The 17,324-nt window shown below is 30.0% G+C and carries 20 protein-coding genes; 17 read left to right on the top strand and 3 right to left on the bottom strand.

Going from position 1 to position 17,324, the window contains the following annotated elements; translation table 11 throughout:
- Window positions 1-6: 6 nt before the first annotated feature.
- The 9 genes from AC5YGA_RS04860 to ehuA all read left to right on the top strand — a co-directional run bounded on the left by AC5YGA_RS04860 (window position 7) and on the right by ehuA (window position 6,804).
- Window positions 7-777, top strand: coding sequence for a bacteriorhodopsin-like (locus AC5YGA_RS04860; protein ID WP_415308004.1), 771 nt, complete (start codon window positions 7-9; stop codon window positions 775-777).
- 81 nt (window positions 778-858) lie between these two features.
- Window positions 859-1,179, top strand: a complete 321-nt coding sequence (locus tag AC5YGA_RS04855; RefSeq protein ID WP_415308003.1) for a 2Fe-2S iron-sulfur cluster-binding protein — start codon at window positions 859-861, stop codon at window positions 1,177-1,179.
- Window positions 1,180-2,196: an NAD(P)/FAD-dependent oxidoreductase gene (locus AC5YGA_RS04850; protein ID WP_415308002.1), complete on the top strand. Its 1,017-nt coding sequence runs from the start codon at window positions 1,180-1,182 to the stop codon at window positions 2,194-2,196.
- Window positions 2,193-2,819 (top strand): glutathione S-transferase family protein, encoded by a 627-nt coding sequence (locus tag AC5YGA_RS04845; protein WP_415308001.1) that lies wholly within the window; start codon window positions 2,193-2,195, stop codon window positions 2,817-2,819. Before AC5YGA_RS04850 ends, AC5YGA_RS04845 begins: the two co-directional genes overlap by 4 nt.
- Before the next feature lie 12 nt (window positions 2,820-2,831).
- Entirely contained in the window at window positions 2,832-3,623 is a 792-nt protein-coding gene (locus tag AC5YGA_RS04840) for an MOSC domain-containing protein (RefSeq protein WP_415308000.1), read from the top strand.
- A gap of 105 nt (window positions 3,624-3,728) precedes the next feature.
- Window positions 3,729-4,577 carry a transporter substrate-binding domain-containing protein gene (locus AC5YGA_RS04835; protein ID WP_415307999.1) on the top strand — a complete coding sequence of 283 codons (849 nt, stop codon included), beginning with the start codon at window positions 3,729-3,731 and terminating at the stop codon, window positions 4,575-4,577.
- 81 nt (window positions 4,578-4,658) lie between these two features.
- A complete protein-coding gene (ehuC, locus tag AC5YGA_RS04830) occupies window positions 4,659-5,330 on the top strand; it encodes an ectoine/hydroxyectoine ABC transporter permease subunit EhuC (protein ID WP_415307998.1) in 672 nt (223 codons plus the stop codon).
- Window position 5,331: 1 nt separating this feature from the next.
- Complete coding sequence (ehuD, locus tag AC5YGA_RS04825; protein WP_415307997.1) at window positions 5,332-6,009, top strand: ectoine/hydroxyectoine ABC transporter permease subunit EhuD; 678 nt, start codon at window positions 5,332-5,334, stop codon at window positions 6,007-6,009.
- The gene (gene ehuA / locus AC5YGA_RS04820) at window positions 6,010-6,804 is read left to right on the top strand and encodes an ectoine/hydroxyectoine ABC transporter ATP-binding protein EhuA (RefSeq protein WP_415307996.1); all 795 of its coding nucleotides are present in this window, start codon (window positions 6,010-6,012) and stop codon (window positions 6,802-6,804) included.
- 15 nt (window positions 6,805-6,819) lie between these two features.
- Here the strand turns inward: ehuA and AC5YGA_RS04815 are convergent, their stop codons facing one another.
- Window positions 6,820-7,362, bottom strand: coding sequence for a TraR/DksA family transcriptional regulator (locus AC5YGA_RS04815; protein ID WP_415307995.1), 543 nt, complete (start codon window positions 7,360-7,362; stop codon window positions 6,820-6,822).
- A gap of 78 nt (window positions 7,363-7,440) precedes the next feature.
- On the opposite strand from AC5YGA_RS04815, the gene AC5YGA_RS04810 reads away from it, so the two are divergent.
- From AC5YGA_RS04810 to AC5YGA_RS04800, 3 genes are read left to right on the top strand one after another with little or no spacing between them, the layout of a single operon-like run.
- Window positions 7,441-8,763, top strand: coding sequence for a glycosyltransferase family 39 protein (locus AC5YGA_RS04810; protein WP_415307994.1), 1,323 nt, complete (start codon window positions 7,441-7,443; stop codon window positions 8,761-8,763).
- A complete protein-coding gene (locus AC5YGA_RS04805; RefSeq protein WP_415307993.1) occupies window positions 8,760-9,632 on the top strand; it encodes a glycosyltransferase in 873 nt (290 codons plus the stop codon). Before AC5YGA_RS04810 ends, AC5YGA_RS04805 begins: the two co-directional genes overlap by 4 nt.
- Complete coding sequence (locus AC5YGA_RS04800; protein WP_415307992.1) at window positions 9,629-11,005, top strand: hypothetical protein; 1,377 nt, start codon at window positions 9,629-9,631, stop codon at window positions 11,003-11,005. Before AC5YGA_RS04805 ends, AC5YGA_RS04800 begins: the two co-directional genes overlap by 4 nt.
- On the opposite strand, the gene AC5YGA_RS04795 is transcribed toward AC5YGA_RS04800, so the two are convergent.
- Window positions 10,998-12,278 carry a Y-family DNA polymerase gene (locus AC5YGA_RS04795; RefSeq protein ID WP_415307991.1) on the bottom strand — a complete coding sequence of 427 codons (1,281 nt, stop codon included), beginning with the start codon at window positions 12,276-12,278 and terminating at the stop codon, window positions 10,998-11,000. The genes AC5YGA_RS04800 and AC5YGA_RS04795 overlap by 8 nt on opposite strands.
- Entirely contained in the window at window positions 12,256-12,651 is a 396-nt protein-coding gene (locus tag AC5YGA_RS04790; protein ID WP_415307990.1) for a LexA family protein, read from the bottom strand. Before AC5YGA_RS04790 ends, AC5YGA_RS04795 begins: the two co-directional genes overlap by 23 nt.
- A gap of 165 nt (window positions 12,652-12,816) precedes the next feature.
- Here AC5YGA_RS04790 and AC5YGA_RS04785 point away from each other — a divergent pair, with 165 nt between their 5' ends.
- From AC5YGA_RS04785 to recA, 5 genes are all read left to right on the top strand, one after another.
- The gene (locus tag AC5YGA_RS04785; protein WP_415307989.1) at window positions 12,817-13,386 is read left to right on the top strand and encodes an SOUL family heme-binding protein; all 570 of its coding nucleotides are present in this window, start codon (window positions 12,817-12,819) and stop codon (window positions 13,384-13,386) included.
- The gene (locus tag AC5YGA_RS04780) at window positions 13,387-13,749 is read left to right on the top strand and encodes a GFA family protein (protein ID WP_415307988.1); all 363 of its coding nucleotides are present in this window, start codon (window positions 13,387-13,389) and stop codon (window positions 13,747-13,749) included. It abuts the gene before it with no gap.
- 6 nt (window positions 13,750-13,755) lie between these two features.
- Window positions 13,756-14,682, top strand: a complete 927-nt coding sequence (locus AC5YGA_RS04775) for a uridine kinase (RefSeq protein ID WP_415307987.1) — start codon at window positions 13,756-13,758, stop codon at window positions 14,680-14,682.
- Entirely contained in the window at window positions 14,682-15,977 is a 1,296-nt protein-coding gene (locus tag AC5YGA_RS04770) for a TolC family protein (protein WP_415307986.1), read from the top strand. Before AC5YGA_RS04775 ends, AC5YGA_RS04770 begins: the two co-directional genes overlap by 1 nt.
- Before the next feature lie 105 nt (window positions 15,978-16,082).
- Window positions 16,083-17,231 (top strand): recombinase RecA, encoded by a 1,149-nt coding sequence (gene recA, locus AC5YGA_RS04765; protein WP_415307985.1) that lies wholly within the window; start codon window positions 16,083-16,085, stop codon window positions 17,229-17,231.
- Window positions 17,232-17,324: the final 93 nt, after the last annotated feature.

Below are 17,324 nucleotides of genomic sequence, written 5' to 3'. Positions count from 1 at the left end.
TTTTTTATGAAAAAACTAAAATTGTTTGCCCTTACAGCTGTAGCCCTAATGGGTGCTTCAGGTGTGGCAAATGCAGAGACAGCCATGTTGGCTTCTGACGACTTCGTTGGGATCTCATTCTGGCTTGTATCAATGGTAATGTTAGCGTCGACTGCTTTCTTTTTCTTAGAAGCAGGAAACGTTGCAGCAGCGTGGAGAACATCAATAATCGTATCTGGTCTAGTAACTGGTATTGCTTTTGTACATTACGTGTATATGAGAGATGTATGGGTAATAACTGGCGAGTCGCCAACTGTTTACAGATATATTGACTGGTTAATCACTGTGCCATTACTGATGATAGAATTTTACCTTGTGCTAGCAGCAGTAGGTAAAGCAAATTCTGGAATATTCTGGAGATTGTTAATTGGAACAGTTGTGATGCTTGTAGGTGGATACTTAGGAGAAGCAGGATACATTAACGCTACACTTGGTTTTGTAATCGGTATGGCTGGATGGTTCTACATTCTTTATGAAGTATTTTCAGGTGAAGCAGGTAAAGCTGCAGCAAAAAGTGGAAACAAAGCTCTTGTTACTGCATTTGGTGCAATGAGAATGATCGTTACAGTTGGTTGGGCAATTTACCCATTAGGTTACGTATTTGGTTACCTAACAGGTGGTGTAGATGCTGACTCACTAAATGTGATTTACAACATAGCTGACTTGCTAAACAAAACTGCATTTGGTCTAATCATTTGGGCTGCCGCAGTACAATCAGGTGGTAGAAAAGCTAAGTAATTAGTAAACCTAAATAATTTAAAAAGGGCGAGTACATTTTGTGTACTTGCCCTTTTTTTTTATGTAATTATATATAGTTCAATGCCTAAAATTACCTATATTGAAAATAGTGGAAAATCTTACTCTATAGAAGTTTCTAATGGGTTGAGTGTAATGGAGGGTGCAGTTCAAAACGATATTCCAGGAATAGATGCTGATTGTGGAGGAGGTATGGCTTGTGCTACGTGCCACGTTTATGTCAAAGAAGAATGGTTTGATAAGCTTCCAAAAAAAGAAGATGGAGAAGAAGACATGCTAGACATGGCTTATGAGCCCAATAAATTTAGTAGATTAAGTTGCCAAATATTAGTTTCAGATGAATTGGATGGACTAACAGTTAGCATGCCATCAAAGCAAGGTTAAATGATTAAAACAGATACTTTAATAATAGGTGCAGGGCCAGTTGGATTATTTTGTATTCATCAATTAGGCATAATTGGCCTTAAGTGTGAAGTGGTAGATAATTTGGATAAAATAGGTGGACAGTGCATTGAACTTTATCCAGACAAACCTATTTATGATATTCCTGCCGTTCCAGAATGCACTGGAGAAGAGTTAACTAATAATTTAATTGAACAAATTAAAGTATTTAAAACAAATTTTCATTTAAATGAACGAGTAGAAGAAATTAAAAAAGTTAAAAAAAAATGGTTAATAAAGACTAATAAAGGAACTGAATTTGAAGCATCAAGTATAATTATTGCTGCAGGCGTTGGTTCATTTGAGCCAAGAAAATTTGCAATAAAAAAAATTGAAAAGTACGAAGGAAAACAAATACTTTATTCAATTAAAGATAAAACAATCTTTAAAGATAAAACAGTTACCATTTTTGGTGGAGGAGACTCTGCATTAGATTGGGCGATTGAGCTTTCAAATACATCTAAAGTTATATTAGTTCACAGAAGAGATGAATTTAGAGGGATGCAAGCAAGTATTGATAAAGTTAATCAGTTAAAAGATGAAGGTAAAATAGAAGTTTATACAAAATATCAACTAGGCTCCGTTAGTGGTAATGAAAAAATTGAAAGCATTAATATTAAACATGATGATGAGAGTTTAAAAGAAATTAAAACTGATTATGTTTTGGGTTTTTTTGGATTAATAATGCAACTGGGGCCTATTGCTGAATGGGGATTAAATTTAGATAAAAAGACAGTTCCTGTTAATACTGAAAGTTTTGAAACCAATAAAGAAGGAATTTTTGCAATTGGTGATATTTGTACTTATCCTGGAAAACTTAAATTAATTCTTTCAGGTTTTCATGAGGGAGCACTAGCTGCAAGGGGATGTTTTAAATATGCAAAACCAGACGAAAAATATAGATTTGAATTTACCACTTCATCTAAAACAGTAAAAAATAGACTGGGTGTTAAAGAGTGATAGAATTATTCACTTCGGATACTCCAAATGGAAAAAAAATAACTATACTATTAGAAGAAATCGGTTGTGATTTTAAAATTACAGCAATGGACTTATCCAAAGAAGATCAATTTAAACCTGATTTTAAAAAAATAAGCCCCTTTAGTAAAATCCCAGTAATACTAGATCATGAAAATAAGAAATCTGTATTTGAGTCTGGAGCGATCCTTATGTATTTAGCAGAAAAATATAATAAATTTTATGAAGCTAAAGATCGTAATGTTATCAACCAGTGGCTAATGGCACAGATGGGAACTATCGGACCAATGATTGGACAGCATCATCAATTTCATCATTATAATCCTGGCAAAAGTCAATTTGGAGAAGAGAGGTTTTTTAAAATTGCTAAAAGATTATATAGTGAGTTAGATGAAAGATTGTCTTCATCAAAATACTTAGCAGGCAATGACTATACAATTGCAGATATTGCAACCTGGCCTTGGCTTGCAAGACATGAATGGCATGATATTGGGCTTAACAATTATAAAGATTTAACAAGATGGTATTTAGATATCGCAAGTAGAGAAGCTGTTATAAAGGGTTACGATCTTTTAAAAAATGGCTCAAAGATACCAAAACCATAAGAAAAATATTATATGAGCGCAACTATTTCTTCAATAAATTACTGTCCAGTTAAATCAGTATCATTTCAAACTATTAATAAGTGTGAAATTAAAAAAGATATTGGAATTATAGGAGATCGAATTTTTGCATTTGCTAAGAATCTTGACTCACATAAAGTACAACTATTTGAAAAAATTCCAGAAGAGAGAAAAGGCAAATGGAATAAAGTTTTAACTCTTAAAAATTCTCCAGTATTAAATAAGTACAATTTTTTTTATAAGAAAAATAGATTAACATTAACCTTTAAAGATAAAGAAATTTTAACAATCGATATAAATGAATTAAGTGAACGTCAATTACTTTCAAATAAGATTATAGAATTAGAAAATTCTTTAAAGGAACCTATAGTTTTAATGAAAAATGAAGAATTTCCTTTTTTTGACACATCAATTTCAAATAAAGTTGATTTTATTAATTCAGTTTCACTTATAAACATACAAAGTGTTAGTGATTTCCAGAAAAAAACAAATGAAAAAGTTGAAATATCTAGATTTAGAGGAAATATATGTATTGATGGAATTAAGCCTTGGGCAGAGAGAGAATGGATAGGAAAAACTATAAAGATTAATGATATTTCTTTTAAGGTTGAGAAAAATATTCCAAGATGTGTTGCAATTAATTTAAAACCAACAACAGATGACAATTCTTTAAATTTACTTCAATCATTAAAAAAAAATTATAATCATTTTGAAATGGGAATTTATTTGACTGCACTTGATGATGGTGAAATTAATTTAGGTGATAAGATTAAGATAATCATTTAATAAAAATATTTTATCAAGCAACTTAAAGTTGTATTTACTTTTTGGTGTACAAACAACTTCAATTTTGTTTTAATTATAAAAATAAACTTAAATAGAGGAAAAAAAATGAATAGATTTTTAAAATCGATTGGAGTTTTTCTTGTAATTCTTTTTAGTATTACGGCAGTTAGTGCTGAAACATTGACTGAAAAACTAAAAAATGGTGGCAAGTTAAGACTTGGTTTTGGTACTGCTGTACCGTGGGCCTATGCTGGAGATAGTGGTGAACCGTTGGGATTTGTTAATATGATTGCATTGACAGTTCTTGAAGAAATGGGAATTACTAAAGATCAAATGGAGTTTAAAACTTTTGAATGGTCAGGATTAATTCCAGGAATAAATGCTGGCCGTTCGGATATTATTACTGGCGGTATGTATATTACACCAAAGAGATGTAAAAGTATGAACTTTTCTGATCCTATAGGTGTTTTTGGTGATGCCATGATGGTTCCAAAAGGAAACCCTAAAGGAATTTATAATTATGCAGATGTAATTAGCAAAGGTGCTAAACTTGTAACTGGTGCTGGTTTTAACACTGTAGCAGCTGCTAAAAAGTATGGCGTTCCTGATAGTCAAATGATGTTTGTTGAAGGTGAAGTTGGAATTCTTGCTGCAATGAAAGCTGGTAGAGCGGATGCTGCAGTACAAACATTATTTGGTGCAAAAGAACATGTAGCAAAAAGTAATGGAATGTTTGAAATAGCTGATCCTAAAAAAATGCCTGAAGAAACTTTAAATGTAGTAGGTATGGGCTTTAGAAAAACTGATGTTGAGTTTAGAGACAATTTCAACAAAGCATTAGCTAAAGTTATGGCTAATCCAGCAAAAATGTTGAAAAGAGCTGGTGAGTATGGATATGGTGAGGCACAATTTCAGCCTGCTCATATGACAACAGCTTGGGCTTGCAACAGATAATATAAGAAATAAACCAATTTAATCAGGCGATGAATAAAAGTTGCCTGATTTTTTTTTAAATTTAATTAAAGGTTTTTGAACGTGAGTTATTTTTCATTCTTATCCGAACATGGACCTACGCTACTTCTAGGAACGATAACTACACTTAAGGTTTTAATTTGTGCCACTATTCTCTATGTAATAATTTCAATTATTTTTGGATTAATGAGGGTATCTAATAATTCAGTTATTCAAGGTGTTGCAACTGTTTATATTGAGTTTTTTAGAGGAACATCCTTGATGGTTCAATTATTCTGGTTTTATTATGTATTACCTTTTTTTGGTGTTTCATTAGAAGCGTTTACGTCTGGTGTGGTTGCAATAGGTTTAAACTTTGGTGCATATGGAGCTGAAATAGTTAGAGGTGGAATATTAGCAGTACCTAAGAGTCAATGGGAAGGTGCTCATGCATTAAACTTTAGTTCAGCAAAAAGAATGAGAAGAATTATAATACCCCAAATTTTTCCAATAATACTACCACCAGCAGCAAATTTAACTGTTGAACTTTTAAAAGCAACAGCATTAGTGGCATTAGTTACAGTTGTTGACTTAACTTTTGAAGCAAAACAAATTAATTCAATTACATGGTTGTCAGCTCAATGTTTTGGTACAGCTCTTTTAATTTATTATATAATCTCTAGATTTTTTCTTGTGCCTTTCTTGCGTTGGCTAGAAGTTCTTGCAGCAAGAAAAGTTGGAAAGGAAAAGATATAATATGAATGCAGAATGGAGATGGGATTTTGCATATGAAATCCTGCCAAAAATGTTATGGGCAACCTTAAATACTATAATGGCTGCTGGCATAGGATATGCAATTGCAGTAGTTGTGGGGTTAATATTTTTAATAGGGCAACGAACACCTTACAAAGTTATAAATATACTAGTCAGAGAGATAGTTGAATTTATTCGTTCAACACCTCTTCTTATTCAGTTATTTTTTCTTTATTTTGTTGGCCCTCAATTTGGCATAATCTTATCAGCTTGGGTAACAGCAATGATTACAATTGGACTTCATTTTGGAACTTATCTTTCAGAAGTTTATAGAGGTGCACTAGAGGGTGTTCCAAAATCTCAATGGGAAGCATGTAGAGCTCTAAATTTTACAACATTATATACGTATAGAAGAATAGTTTTACCCCAAGCTTTTCCTATAGCAATTCCAGGAATGGGAAATTATTTAGTTGGAATTTTTAAAGACACGCCACTACTTTCAACAATCGGTGTTGCAGAGTTATTTCATGCAGCAACATCAGTAGGTGGAGAACACTACCGTTATCTGGAACCATATACGATGGTTGGAATTATTTTCTTAATTTTATCAATACCTGCTGCTATGGGTATAAGAAAATTAGAGAGATCAGTAAATAAAGCACAAGGAAAGGTAAAAAATTAAATGGATAATAAAAAAGACTCTAATGATATCTTGGTAAAATTCTCTGATGTTACTAAGCAATATGGAGACCTTGTTGTTTTAGATAAGCTTAATTTAGAAATAAAAAAAAATGAAATGGTTTCGATTATTGGTCCATCAGGCTCAGGTAAAACAACAGTTTTAAGAGTTTTAATGACTTTAGAAAAAATTAATCAAGGTATAATTCATTTAGATGGTGAGCCTTTAACCCACATGATGGAAAAAGAAAAACTTGTTTTTGCTAATGAAAAATACTTAAGAGAAAGACGATCAAAAATAGGAATGGTCTTTCAACAATTTAATCTTTTTCCTCATATGACTGCTCTACAAAATTGTATTGAGGCACCAGTTGAAGTGCTAGGAATGAAAAAAGAAGAAGCTGAAGAAAGAGCACTAGATTTATTAGATTTGGTTGGATTATCAGATAAAAAAGATGAACATCCTTCAAGATTATCAGGTGGGCAGCAACAAAGGGTTGCTATAGCCAGAGCTTTAGCTATGAGGCCAAAAGTTATGCTCTTAGATGAAATTACATCAGCACTGGATCCCGAAGTTGTTGGAGAGGTTTTAAATGTTATTAGATCTTTAAATAAAGAACATGATCTTACAATGATTATGGTCACTCACCAGATGGGTTTTGCTAGAGAAATATCAGATCGCGTGTGTTTTTTTAATGAAGGAAAGATATTTGAACAAGGTCCACCAGAACAATTATTTGATGATCCAAAGAACGAAAGAACAAAACAGTTTTTACATGCTGTTCTTGATGCTAACTAAGAGAATACTTTAAGTTTAATCATCAGCATATACTTTTTCTTCTTTTTCATGCTTTTCTTGTGCTGCAATACAAAGTTCAGCAACTGGTCTTGCCATCAATCTTTTTAATCCAATTGGTTCTGCTGTTTCTTCACAAAATCCATACACTCCATTCTTTAACCTTAATAAGGCTTGATCAATTTTAGAAATTAATTTTATTTGTCTATTGATAGCTTTCATCTCCACTGCTTTATCTGTGTAAGAACTTGCTTGGTCAACAATGTCAGCCGAAACACTGTTATCATCCATTGATCCATGGTAAAGAGCTTCATTATTTGCTTTTACTAATTCTTTTTTCCATTCTGTAAGCTTTATTTTAAAAAAGGATAGATGCTTGTCACACATATATTTTTCAGTATCTTTGGGAATATAATTTTTTGAAATTTTAATCACGGGGTTAATTTTTTTTTTAGCAATAGTTGCTTTTTGTATGGCTTTTGAAGGCTTTTTAATTGCTGTAATAGCTTTTTTTATTTTTACTTTTGATTTTTTAGTAGATGGTTTTGAGATTTTAGGCATATGTATAAATTTTAGTGGCGGAGTATATTCAGCAATTAATACGTGTCAAGCAAGCTTAATTCATATAAAATCTATCAAATGTCACTTAATAAAAAAAGTATACAAAAATTATTTTATATTTTTATTATAACTCATTTAATTTTATGGACTTTAGTTCCAACATTAACAAATAACAATTTACCGCTAGATACAATTGAAGCTTTAGCTTGGGGAAATAATTTCGATTGGGGCTTTAATAAACATCCACCAGCAAGTGCTTTTTTTTCAGAAATTTTTTATCAAATATTTGGCTCACATGATGGGGCTTATTATTTACTGAGTCAAATATTTGTAGTAATAGCTTTTATTGTTGTTTTTAAATTTGCAGGTGAACTATTTAAAAATAAAAGTTTAAGTTTAATATCAGTTCTTTTACTTGAAGGTATTTATTTTTATAATTTTACAACTCCAGAATTTAATGTAAATGTTTGCCAATTACCTTTCTGGGCATTATGTGTTTATTATTCATGGAAATTATTTGACAAACAACAAATAACTTTTAAAGATTGTTTTTGGCTTGGAGTGTTTGCAGCTATAGGTTTTTTATCAAAATATCTTTTTATTTATCTTTTAATAACGATTGATCTATTATTTTTCTATATAATTTTTATAAAAAAATATAAAAAGTTTGATTTTAAGTATCTAGTGTCTTTAGAAGTTTTTATTGTTTTATTAGTTCCACATCTAATTTGGTTAACAAATAATGATTATATAACCATTACTTATGGTTTAGCTAGAGCTGGGTTAGAAGGCTCTAGTTTATTAGATCACATAACTTATCCATTAATATTTTTAGTTAAGCAAATAGGAATATTAATTCCATTTTTTATAATGTCATTTTTTTTAATAAAAAAATTAAAATTCAAAATAACCTTAAAAGATAAAAAATTATTATTTTTGATATTTATTAATTTAGTACCAATAGGCCTAATGTTCTTAACTTCATTGTTAACTGGTTCAAAAATAAAAACAATGTGGATGACACCATTTTATTTATTCTTTGGTGTATTAATTGTTTATATTTTTCAAGCACAAATAAATCTAAAAAAACTAAATGGATTCTTATTGTCATTTTTAGTTTTGTTTACTTTTTCACTTTTTTCTTATGCATATATCTCAATTTCAAAAACAGATAAAAGAACAGACTATCCAGGAAAAGAAATAGCTATAAAAACCCAATATGCCTGGAGTCAAGATCACAAAGAATCTATCAATGTTGTTCTTGGAGATGAGTGGAATGCGGGTAATCTATCGTACCATTTAAAATCTAGACCTGTTTGGGAGGGGCTTATTACTAAAGATAAACTAAATTCACTATCTAAATTTATGTGTATAGATAATATTTGTATTGGATATAGATGAATAAAATAAAAATTTTAATTCCAGTTTATAATGATTGGCAGTCAGTCTTTAAACTTTTAGAAAATATTAATTCAGAAATTTTAACATTAGAAGGTGAATTTTCAGTAATAATAGTTAACGATGCATCCAGTGAAAATAAACCAGAATTTTCAGTTAATTTAACTAATTTAAAATCGATTCAAATCATCAACATGAAAAGAAATAAGGGACATGCAAGGTGTAATGCAGCTGGATTAAAATATATAAATGATAAAGAAGAGTTTGATTATGTAATTCCAATGGATGGTGATGGAGAAGATAGACCGGAAGAGCTTAGTTTATTGATTGAAAAAATTAAAGAACATCCAGATATTGTTGTTACAGCCAATAGAGTAAAAAGATCTGAAGGATTTATTTTTAAGTTTTGTTATTTAATCCACAAGTATTTGACTTATGTTTTTACAGGTCACTCAATCAAATATGGTAATTATTCATGCATGCCAAAGTCAGCAGTTAATACAATGGTTAATGAGGCTGCAACGTGGAGTAGTTTTTCAGGATCTATTGCAAAGTTATTTAAAGATAGAAAATTCATTCCCTCTATTAGGGCAAAAAGATATTTTGGACTATCTAAAATGAATTTTATTAATTTATTAAAACATTCTCTTTCAATTATTGCTGTTTTTAAGATAACTTTATTAATTAGATCTATATTATTTTTAATTGCTTACTTATTTTTAGTGACTGGAAAAATTTCAATTATCACGTTGATACCTGTTCTTGGAGTTATTATTATGATGATTTCAGTTATAATATTATCTAGTAGAGAAAATATGTCAGAATATAATAATTCATTAAATAATATTGACAGTATAGATAAAATTAAATGAACAAAATAATTATAATTCTTACTTTAAGCTTATTAACTTCAAGCAATCTTTTAGCTGAAAATTTTAATAAATTTAATCAATGGCTTTTGAAAAATGGCTACTCTCAATATTTAAAAGAAGGGGGTGCTAAGTTTGATATTTGCGCATCATATAAAAAAAATAGTGATGCTTGGTTAAATAAAGAATGTGGGAATTATCCCAAAGGAAAAATGACAATGATGAACAATCTAAATATCAAGATAGGTAATAAGGCATTATCAGCAACTAATATTGCTTATCATTCAAACCCAAATAGAGATACCCTGATTTATTATTTATGGAAATACTCTTATAGAGATAGAGGCACACATTTAAAAGAGTTTAAACCTTCAAATAATTCATACGATTTTAAATTCAATTTAATTGAAGATAAATTTTTAAAAAAACAAATGAAAACTAAAGGTATCCTTAGTTATTTATATTATCAAGATGGTGAAGTATTAATTGACGAATTTTCTCCCAAAGAAAGACTGGGAGAGTTTTTAAATAATGAGACAAAATTTTATTCAATGTCAATGGGTAAGTCAGTAACTTCTTATATACTAGGTCATGCCATATGTGAGGGCTACATTGATGGAGTTGATGCAAGAGTAAATGACTGGCCTGTAATAAAAGACTCACTCTATCATAATCAAAAATTGATAAATTTTTTAAATATGAATACTGGTGATCAAAAGTATATCGATGAATTTGAAGATGGTACAAGTAAATTAGGTGCATATGAAGATAGAGATATTGAAACAACTATGCGCTCACACTTTAGAAACAAAAATACGAAAAAATCCAAGGATAGATACAATTACAATGGATTTGTTACTCAATTAATTTTAAATTACATAAAATTTAAAACCAGTGAAGATTATGACAAATTTTATAGCAAAGTTTTCAACGATAAAATAAAGATCAAAAATAGCATTCGTTATGGTTTTACTAGTTTTCAAGAAGAAAATGGAAATGGACATCCCAACATAATGGCAGCAAGATTTGACTATCTTAGAATAGCAAAAGCTATAATGGATGATTATCAGAATGATACTTGTGTTGGAAAATATTTAAAAGAAATTCACAAAAGAAGAATTCCAAAAGGGGGGGTAAATGAACCAGCATTTAATAGTACAAAATCATATGGAGGTCAATTTCATATGGATTTTCCAGGATTAAAAGACAAAATTATATTTGGCATGGGTGGCTATGGTGGGAATGCTATTTTAATTGATGTAGAAAATTCAAGAATACTGGTTATTAATTCACTTCATTATAATAATACCAATTATAAATATAATCACAAAAAACTAATATTAGATCCAATTGAAAAAGGTAAACAAATTAATTAACTTTAATCGTTGGTAGAGAATAAAAATCAGCTGTATCTATCTTTGAAGAGTGATCTCTTCTCATATTCCACTTCTTGTTAACCCCAGCACTGGCTAAACTCAGTGTTGATCTACCATATCTATAATTTGTACTATCAATAGACCTCATCAAACCTTTAATTTTTTCATCTTTTTCTGAAGAGAATAAATTTTTACTACCCTCTGAACCAGTTAAGCCGGTCAATGTTATTCCAGCTTTTTGATACCTGTACCCATTTATAAAGATTTCATTTAATGCAGCTAAAGCAGTTTTAACTATTTCAATACTATTATTAGTAGCTATTGGAAAATCTATAGTTTTAGCATTTGAATAATAAACTCCTCTATTTTGAAAAGGACTTGTTCTTACAGAAACAGTTATTGATTTTGCAATCAACGACTCTGATCTAATTTTTTCTGAAGCGTTTAAACAGTAACTTGTAACTGCTTCTTGTAGTTCTTGAAATTTTTCAACTCTAGTACCAAATGATCTTGATACTACACAGCTTTTTCTTTTTGAAGTTTTAGTTTCTAATGGAATGCAGGGAATGCCCCTAAGTTCTAATGCAGTCCTAGAGCTTAAAACATTGGAGCTTTTTTTAATCCAAGTGTTTGACATATTCTTTAACTGTTTAGCATTGTAAATTCCATTTTGCTGATAAAATTTTGTCATCTGCTTACCAACTCCCCACACATCATTAATATCTATTTTTTCTAACAGTGGATCAATATTTTCAATACCTATCAAGTTAGTTACACCGGATTGTTTTTTCTTTGCTATATGATTTGCAATCTTGCTTAAAGTTTTTGTTTTAGCAATACCAATGCTTGTAGGTATTCCTGTCCATCGTAAAACAATACTTCTAATTTCTTTTCCAACATCTTCAATTTCATCATCAGGATAATTGGTTAGATCTAAGAAAGCTTCATCGATAGAATATATTTCTAAGACTGGATTAAATCTTTTTAAAGTTCTCATTACTCTTCTGGATAAATCTCCATACAAAGAATAGTTTGAAGAAAATACATAAACTTTATTTTTAAGTATTATATCTTTAGCTTTAAAATAAGGCTCTCCCATTTTAATACCAAGAGCCTTTGCTTCAGTTGATCTTGATATGATGCAGCCATCATTATTAGATAAAACAACTACAGGTTTGTTTCTAATTTTAGGATTAAATAATCTTTCACAAGAAACATAAAATGAATTACAATCAACAAGTGCTATCTTTTTAGTACGTTGAATGGATGACATAAGTCACAACTCCCCAGATAAATACCTCAGACTCATCCCCAATAATTATTTTATCTTCAATATTTTTCGAACCTGATGTTAAAAATTGTCCATCTTTAGATCTAACAAAACTTTTAACAACCAATTCATCATAAATATTTGCAACTACAGTTGAAAAATTTTTAGGTTTTAAACTTCTATCAATAACCAACAAGTCACCATCATAAATACCAACATCAGTCATTGATTTTCCCTGAACTCTAATGATGAATGTTGCTGGAACGTTTTTAATTAGATGAACATTAAGATCCACATCTTCTTCGATGTAATCTGTTGCAGGAGAGGGAAAGCCAGCACCTGCTTTATGTAGATAAAACGGAATAGTTAGTTTCATGTTCTTATTTTGTTCTTATTCATAGACTAGTTATATAATACACACAAGAGATTGTATTTTGAGTCTGTAAATGAATCAAAGGTGAATCAAAACGTGAACATCCAAACTACATTTTGTACTCTTGTGGATAACTTCAACCAGAGGTAGTTTAGGCACCACATTAAAATGAAAAAAATTCTATCGATTGTAATTCTTGGTTTAATTATAACCTCTAATAGTATGGCTTATGAAGAAGCAAATTACGAGGTGGTGAAAAAAAATGAAATTTATGAAATTAGAAAATATTCTGATCGTTTAGCCATCGAAACAGAAATATCAAATGAAGGTAGTAGTTTTAGAAAATTATTTAACTACATTTCTGGTGATAATAAAAATAATGAGGAAATTAAGATGACAACACCAGTTACTCAGATAGAAAAAAAAGGAAGTATGACTATGCAGTTTTATTTACCTTCAAGATTTAATAAAGAAAATACACCAATTCCATCTAACTCCGATATAAAGATTTTAAATATTAAAGAAGGTTATTATGCAGTTATTAGATACTCAGGAAGAGCTTCTGATAAAAACTTTATTAAGCATAAAGATATTTTACAAAATGAATTAAAAAAAGATGACATATCAATTTTGAGCGCACCTATTAAAGCAACTTATGATGGACCTTTCACACTGCCTTTGCGCAGAAGAAATGAAACAATGTTTGAGATTAATATAAAAAATAAAGGAGAAATATAAATGAAAAAACTAAAATGCCATTGTGGAGAAGTAGAAGCAGAAATAAATGTACCTGATAATTTAGAAAAAGTTTTAAAATGCAATTGTTCTATTTGTAAGAGAAAAGGAGCAATAATGTCTATGGTTAAGAATGAAGACTTTAAGATTATTAAAGGTGAAGACAAGTTAAAGCTTTATCAATTTCATTCAAAAATCGCAAAACATTATTTTTGTTCTAATTGTGGAATTTATACACATCACAATCCAAGAGCCAATCCAGCTATGACAGGATTTAATCTTGGATGTATAGATGAAATAAATACTTTTGAATTGAAAAATATTGCAGTCAACGATGGTCAAAACCATCCACTTGATAAAAGATAATTTTTTATGCAACAAGTTAATAATTGTTTTCTAAAAGTAAAAAAAGATTGTCTTAAATTTATCTCTTCTCAAGAAACAAAAAAAGATAAATTTAAAAATAAAGATAAGATGATTAAATCTTTTTTAATCCCAGTAAGTTTTTGGATATCAAAAAGAGCCAATAAAAAAAGACCATTAATAATTGGTTTAGCAGGAGGACAGGGTTCAGGGAAAACAACCATCTCATCAATTTTAACCTTAATCTTACAAAAGTATTTTAAATTAAAAGTTTTTAAAGTCTCCATCGATGACTTTTATAAAACAAGAAAAGATAGAAAATTATTATCTAAAAATAAACACCCTTTATTAATGACACGAGGAGTTCCTGGAACTCATGATATAGATTTAATGTTGAGTTTTTTCAAAAAAATTAAAGGTAAAAATTTTAAGAGTTTGCAGGTTCCAACATTTGACAAAGCGATAGATGATAGATGCTCAAAAAGCTCATGGCACAAAATTAAAACAAGGCCCGATGTTATAATTTTTGAAGGTTGGTGTGTTGGAGCAAGAGCTCAATCAAACAGTCAACTCAAAAAACCAATTAACTCGCTTGAAAAAGTATATGACGAAGAGACCAAGTGGAGAACTCATGTTAACAATCAGTTGAAAACTAAATATAAGACATTATTTAACCAATTAGATGGACTGTTGTATCTAAAAGCTAAAAATTTTAATTTATTAAGAGAATGGAGATTAAAACAAGAGAGAAAGCTTTGGGTTCAAACAAAAAATAAGAAAAACCTAAAGATTATGAGTAGTGGGGATGTGATAAATTTTATGCAAACATATCAAAGAATTACTCAACAAATGTTTAAAGATGCGTTAAAAAGTTCATCTATAATAATGAATTTAAATAGTAATCATCAGATTGAAAAGATAAAATTTAAGAACTAATGAAAAAAACGATTTTAATACTATTTTCAATTCTGTTCTTAAATCAACATGTCTTGGCTGTAACTTTATTTGAAGCTCTTACAGAGGCTTATAAGAATAATACTGACTTAAATGCTGAGAGAGAAAATATTAATATTTCAGAAGAAGATTTAAAGATTTCAAAAGGTAACTACTTGCCTACGGTCACAATTTCAGGAAGTAAAAGTCAAGAAGACACAAGTAAGTTGACAAATAGAACAGGAGTTGAGCAATCAGTTAACGATGTTGATCCTTCCATACAATCTATAAAAATCGAACAAACGTTAATAGACTTTGGTAGAAATGCTGATGTTCAAAAAAATAAAATTGGAATTAACCTTACAAGTGCAAAACTATTAAAAAAAGAACAAGAAGTTTTATTAAAAGCAATCGAAGTTTATTCAGGATTAATATTAGCTAATGAAAAATTAAAAATCAATCAAAGTAATCTTAGTTTATTAGAACGACAAGTTGAAACAAATAGAGCGAGGCTTGAAAGAGGTCAAATTACTCTATCGGATTTAGCTCAATCTGAGTCGTCATTAGCTGAAGCTCAAGCAAATTTTATTCAATCTCAAAATGAAATTGTATCAAACAAGTTAAATTATGAAAATGTGATTGGACCTATTATGGATATAAATAGTTTAAATAAAAGTTTTGATATCAATCTTATGCTTCCAAGCAACTTGAATGATGCAATTAATACTTCAAAAAAACATAATCCTGAATTAATTATAGCAAAGTTAGAATATGAACAATCAGAAAAAGATATAATTATTTCACGATCAGACTTAACACCTTCTGCAAAACTTTCCTATGAAAGTTCTAGATCTCAAGATTTAAGCTCATCATATGATGAGCGCAATAAGAATATTTTAAAAGCAACTGTTACTTGGCCAATATACTCGGGTGGGAAAAATAGAGCTTCATTAAATAAAAGTCGAAATATACAAAGTAGAAAAAAATTATTATTAAATAGTGTTACAAAAAACAACAATAGTAATGTAGCTATTTCATGGTCCACACTACAGTCTTCAAAAAGTTTATTGAATTCAGTTAAGTCGCAAGTTAAAGCAGCAGAGATTGCAAATGAAGGAATAACGGTTGAGTATGAATCGGGACTTGGAAGATCTACTTTGGATGTTATTCAATCTAATTCTATTCTACTAAATTCTAGAATTGCTTTAGCAAATTCAGAAAGAAATTACTTCCTTGCTCAATTTAGTATTTTGAAAGCTATCGGTTTATTAAATAGTAGCCATCTAAAACTTAAGTAATAGAGCCAATTTTTCATTAAAAAAATTAACTATTGATAATAAGAACAAAATGTGTACATTTAACACACGATTCGAACACTAATTATTTAATAAAAAAGGCATAAAATGACTAAAAACAACTTAAAAGTAGTAAAAACTACAAAAGCACAACAAGCAGAAGGCAATGAAAAAAATAAAGCATTAGACGCTGCAATAGCACAAATTACAGATAATTTTGGAAAAGGTTCTGTAATGAAGCTTGGCCAAAGAAGAGCAATGGATATTGAATCAGTATCAACTGGCTCTTTAAGTTTAGATGTAGCACTTGGAATAGGTGGATTACCCAAGGGAAGAGTTGTTGAAATATATGGACCAGAATCATCTGGAAAAACAACCTTAGCTTTACAGGTAGTTGCAGAAGCTCAAAAAGCTGGTGGGATTTGCGCATTTATAGATGCAGAGCATGCTTTAGATCCAGTTTATGCAAAAAAACTTGGAGTAGATACAGAGGAATTATTAATTTCACAACCAGACACAGGTGAGCAAGCATTAGAAATAGCTGATACATTGGTTAAATCAGGCTCCATTTCTGTAATTGTTGTTGATTCAGTTGCCGCATTAACGCCGAGAGCGGAAATCGAAGGAGAAATGGGAGATCACCATGTTGGACTTCAATCAAGATTAATGAGTCAAGCTTTAAGAAAATTGACAGGTTCAATCTCAAGTACGAATACTATGATGATTTTTATTAACCAAATTAGGATGAAAATTGGAGTAATGTTTGGAAGTCCAGAGACCACTTCAGGTGGAAATGCACTTAAGTTTTATTCATCTGTAAGAATGGACATCAGACGAATTGGTGCTATTAAAAATGGTGACGAAATTATTGGTAACTCAACAAGAGTTAAAGTAGTTAAAAATAAAGTAGCTCCTCCATTCAAAGTTGTAGAGTTTGACCTTATGTATGGCAAGGGTATTAGCAAAGTGGGTGAATTGGTTGACCTTGGAGCAAAAGCTGACATTGTTGAAAAATCTGGAGCCTGGTATGCGTATAAAGGTGAAAAAATTGGACAAGGACGAGAAAATGCCAAGATTTTTTTAGAGGAAAATCCAAAAATTGCTGCAGAAATAGAAATGGCAATAAGAGAAAAAGCTGGAGTAATAGCAAAAAAAATTGAGGGAAATCCACTTGATCCAGAAAAAGCTGCAAAAGATCAAATAGAAGACCCTGCTGTGGAAACTAAAGAAGAAGTTACACCACCAAAAAAGAATTAGTTAAAGTAAAGTCATCTTTAATTATTAAAAGGCGCTTAGTTTAAGCGCCTTTTTCCCCTACACTTACCTAGACATCAAATAAAAAAGCTGTAT

It is taken from the genome of Candidatus Pelagibacter sp. uisw_091 (genome assembly GCF_059512525.1).
Note: the sequence above shows the minus strand (reverse complement) of the source record. Positions and strands in the feature narration are given on the sequence as shown.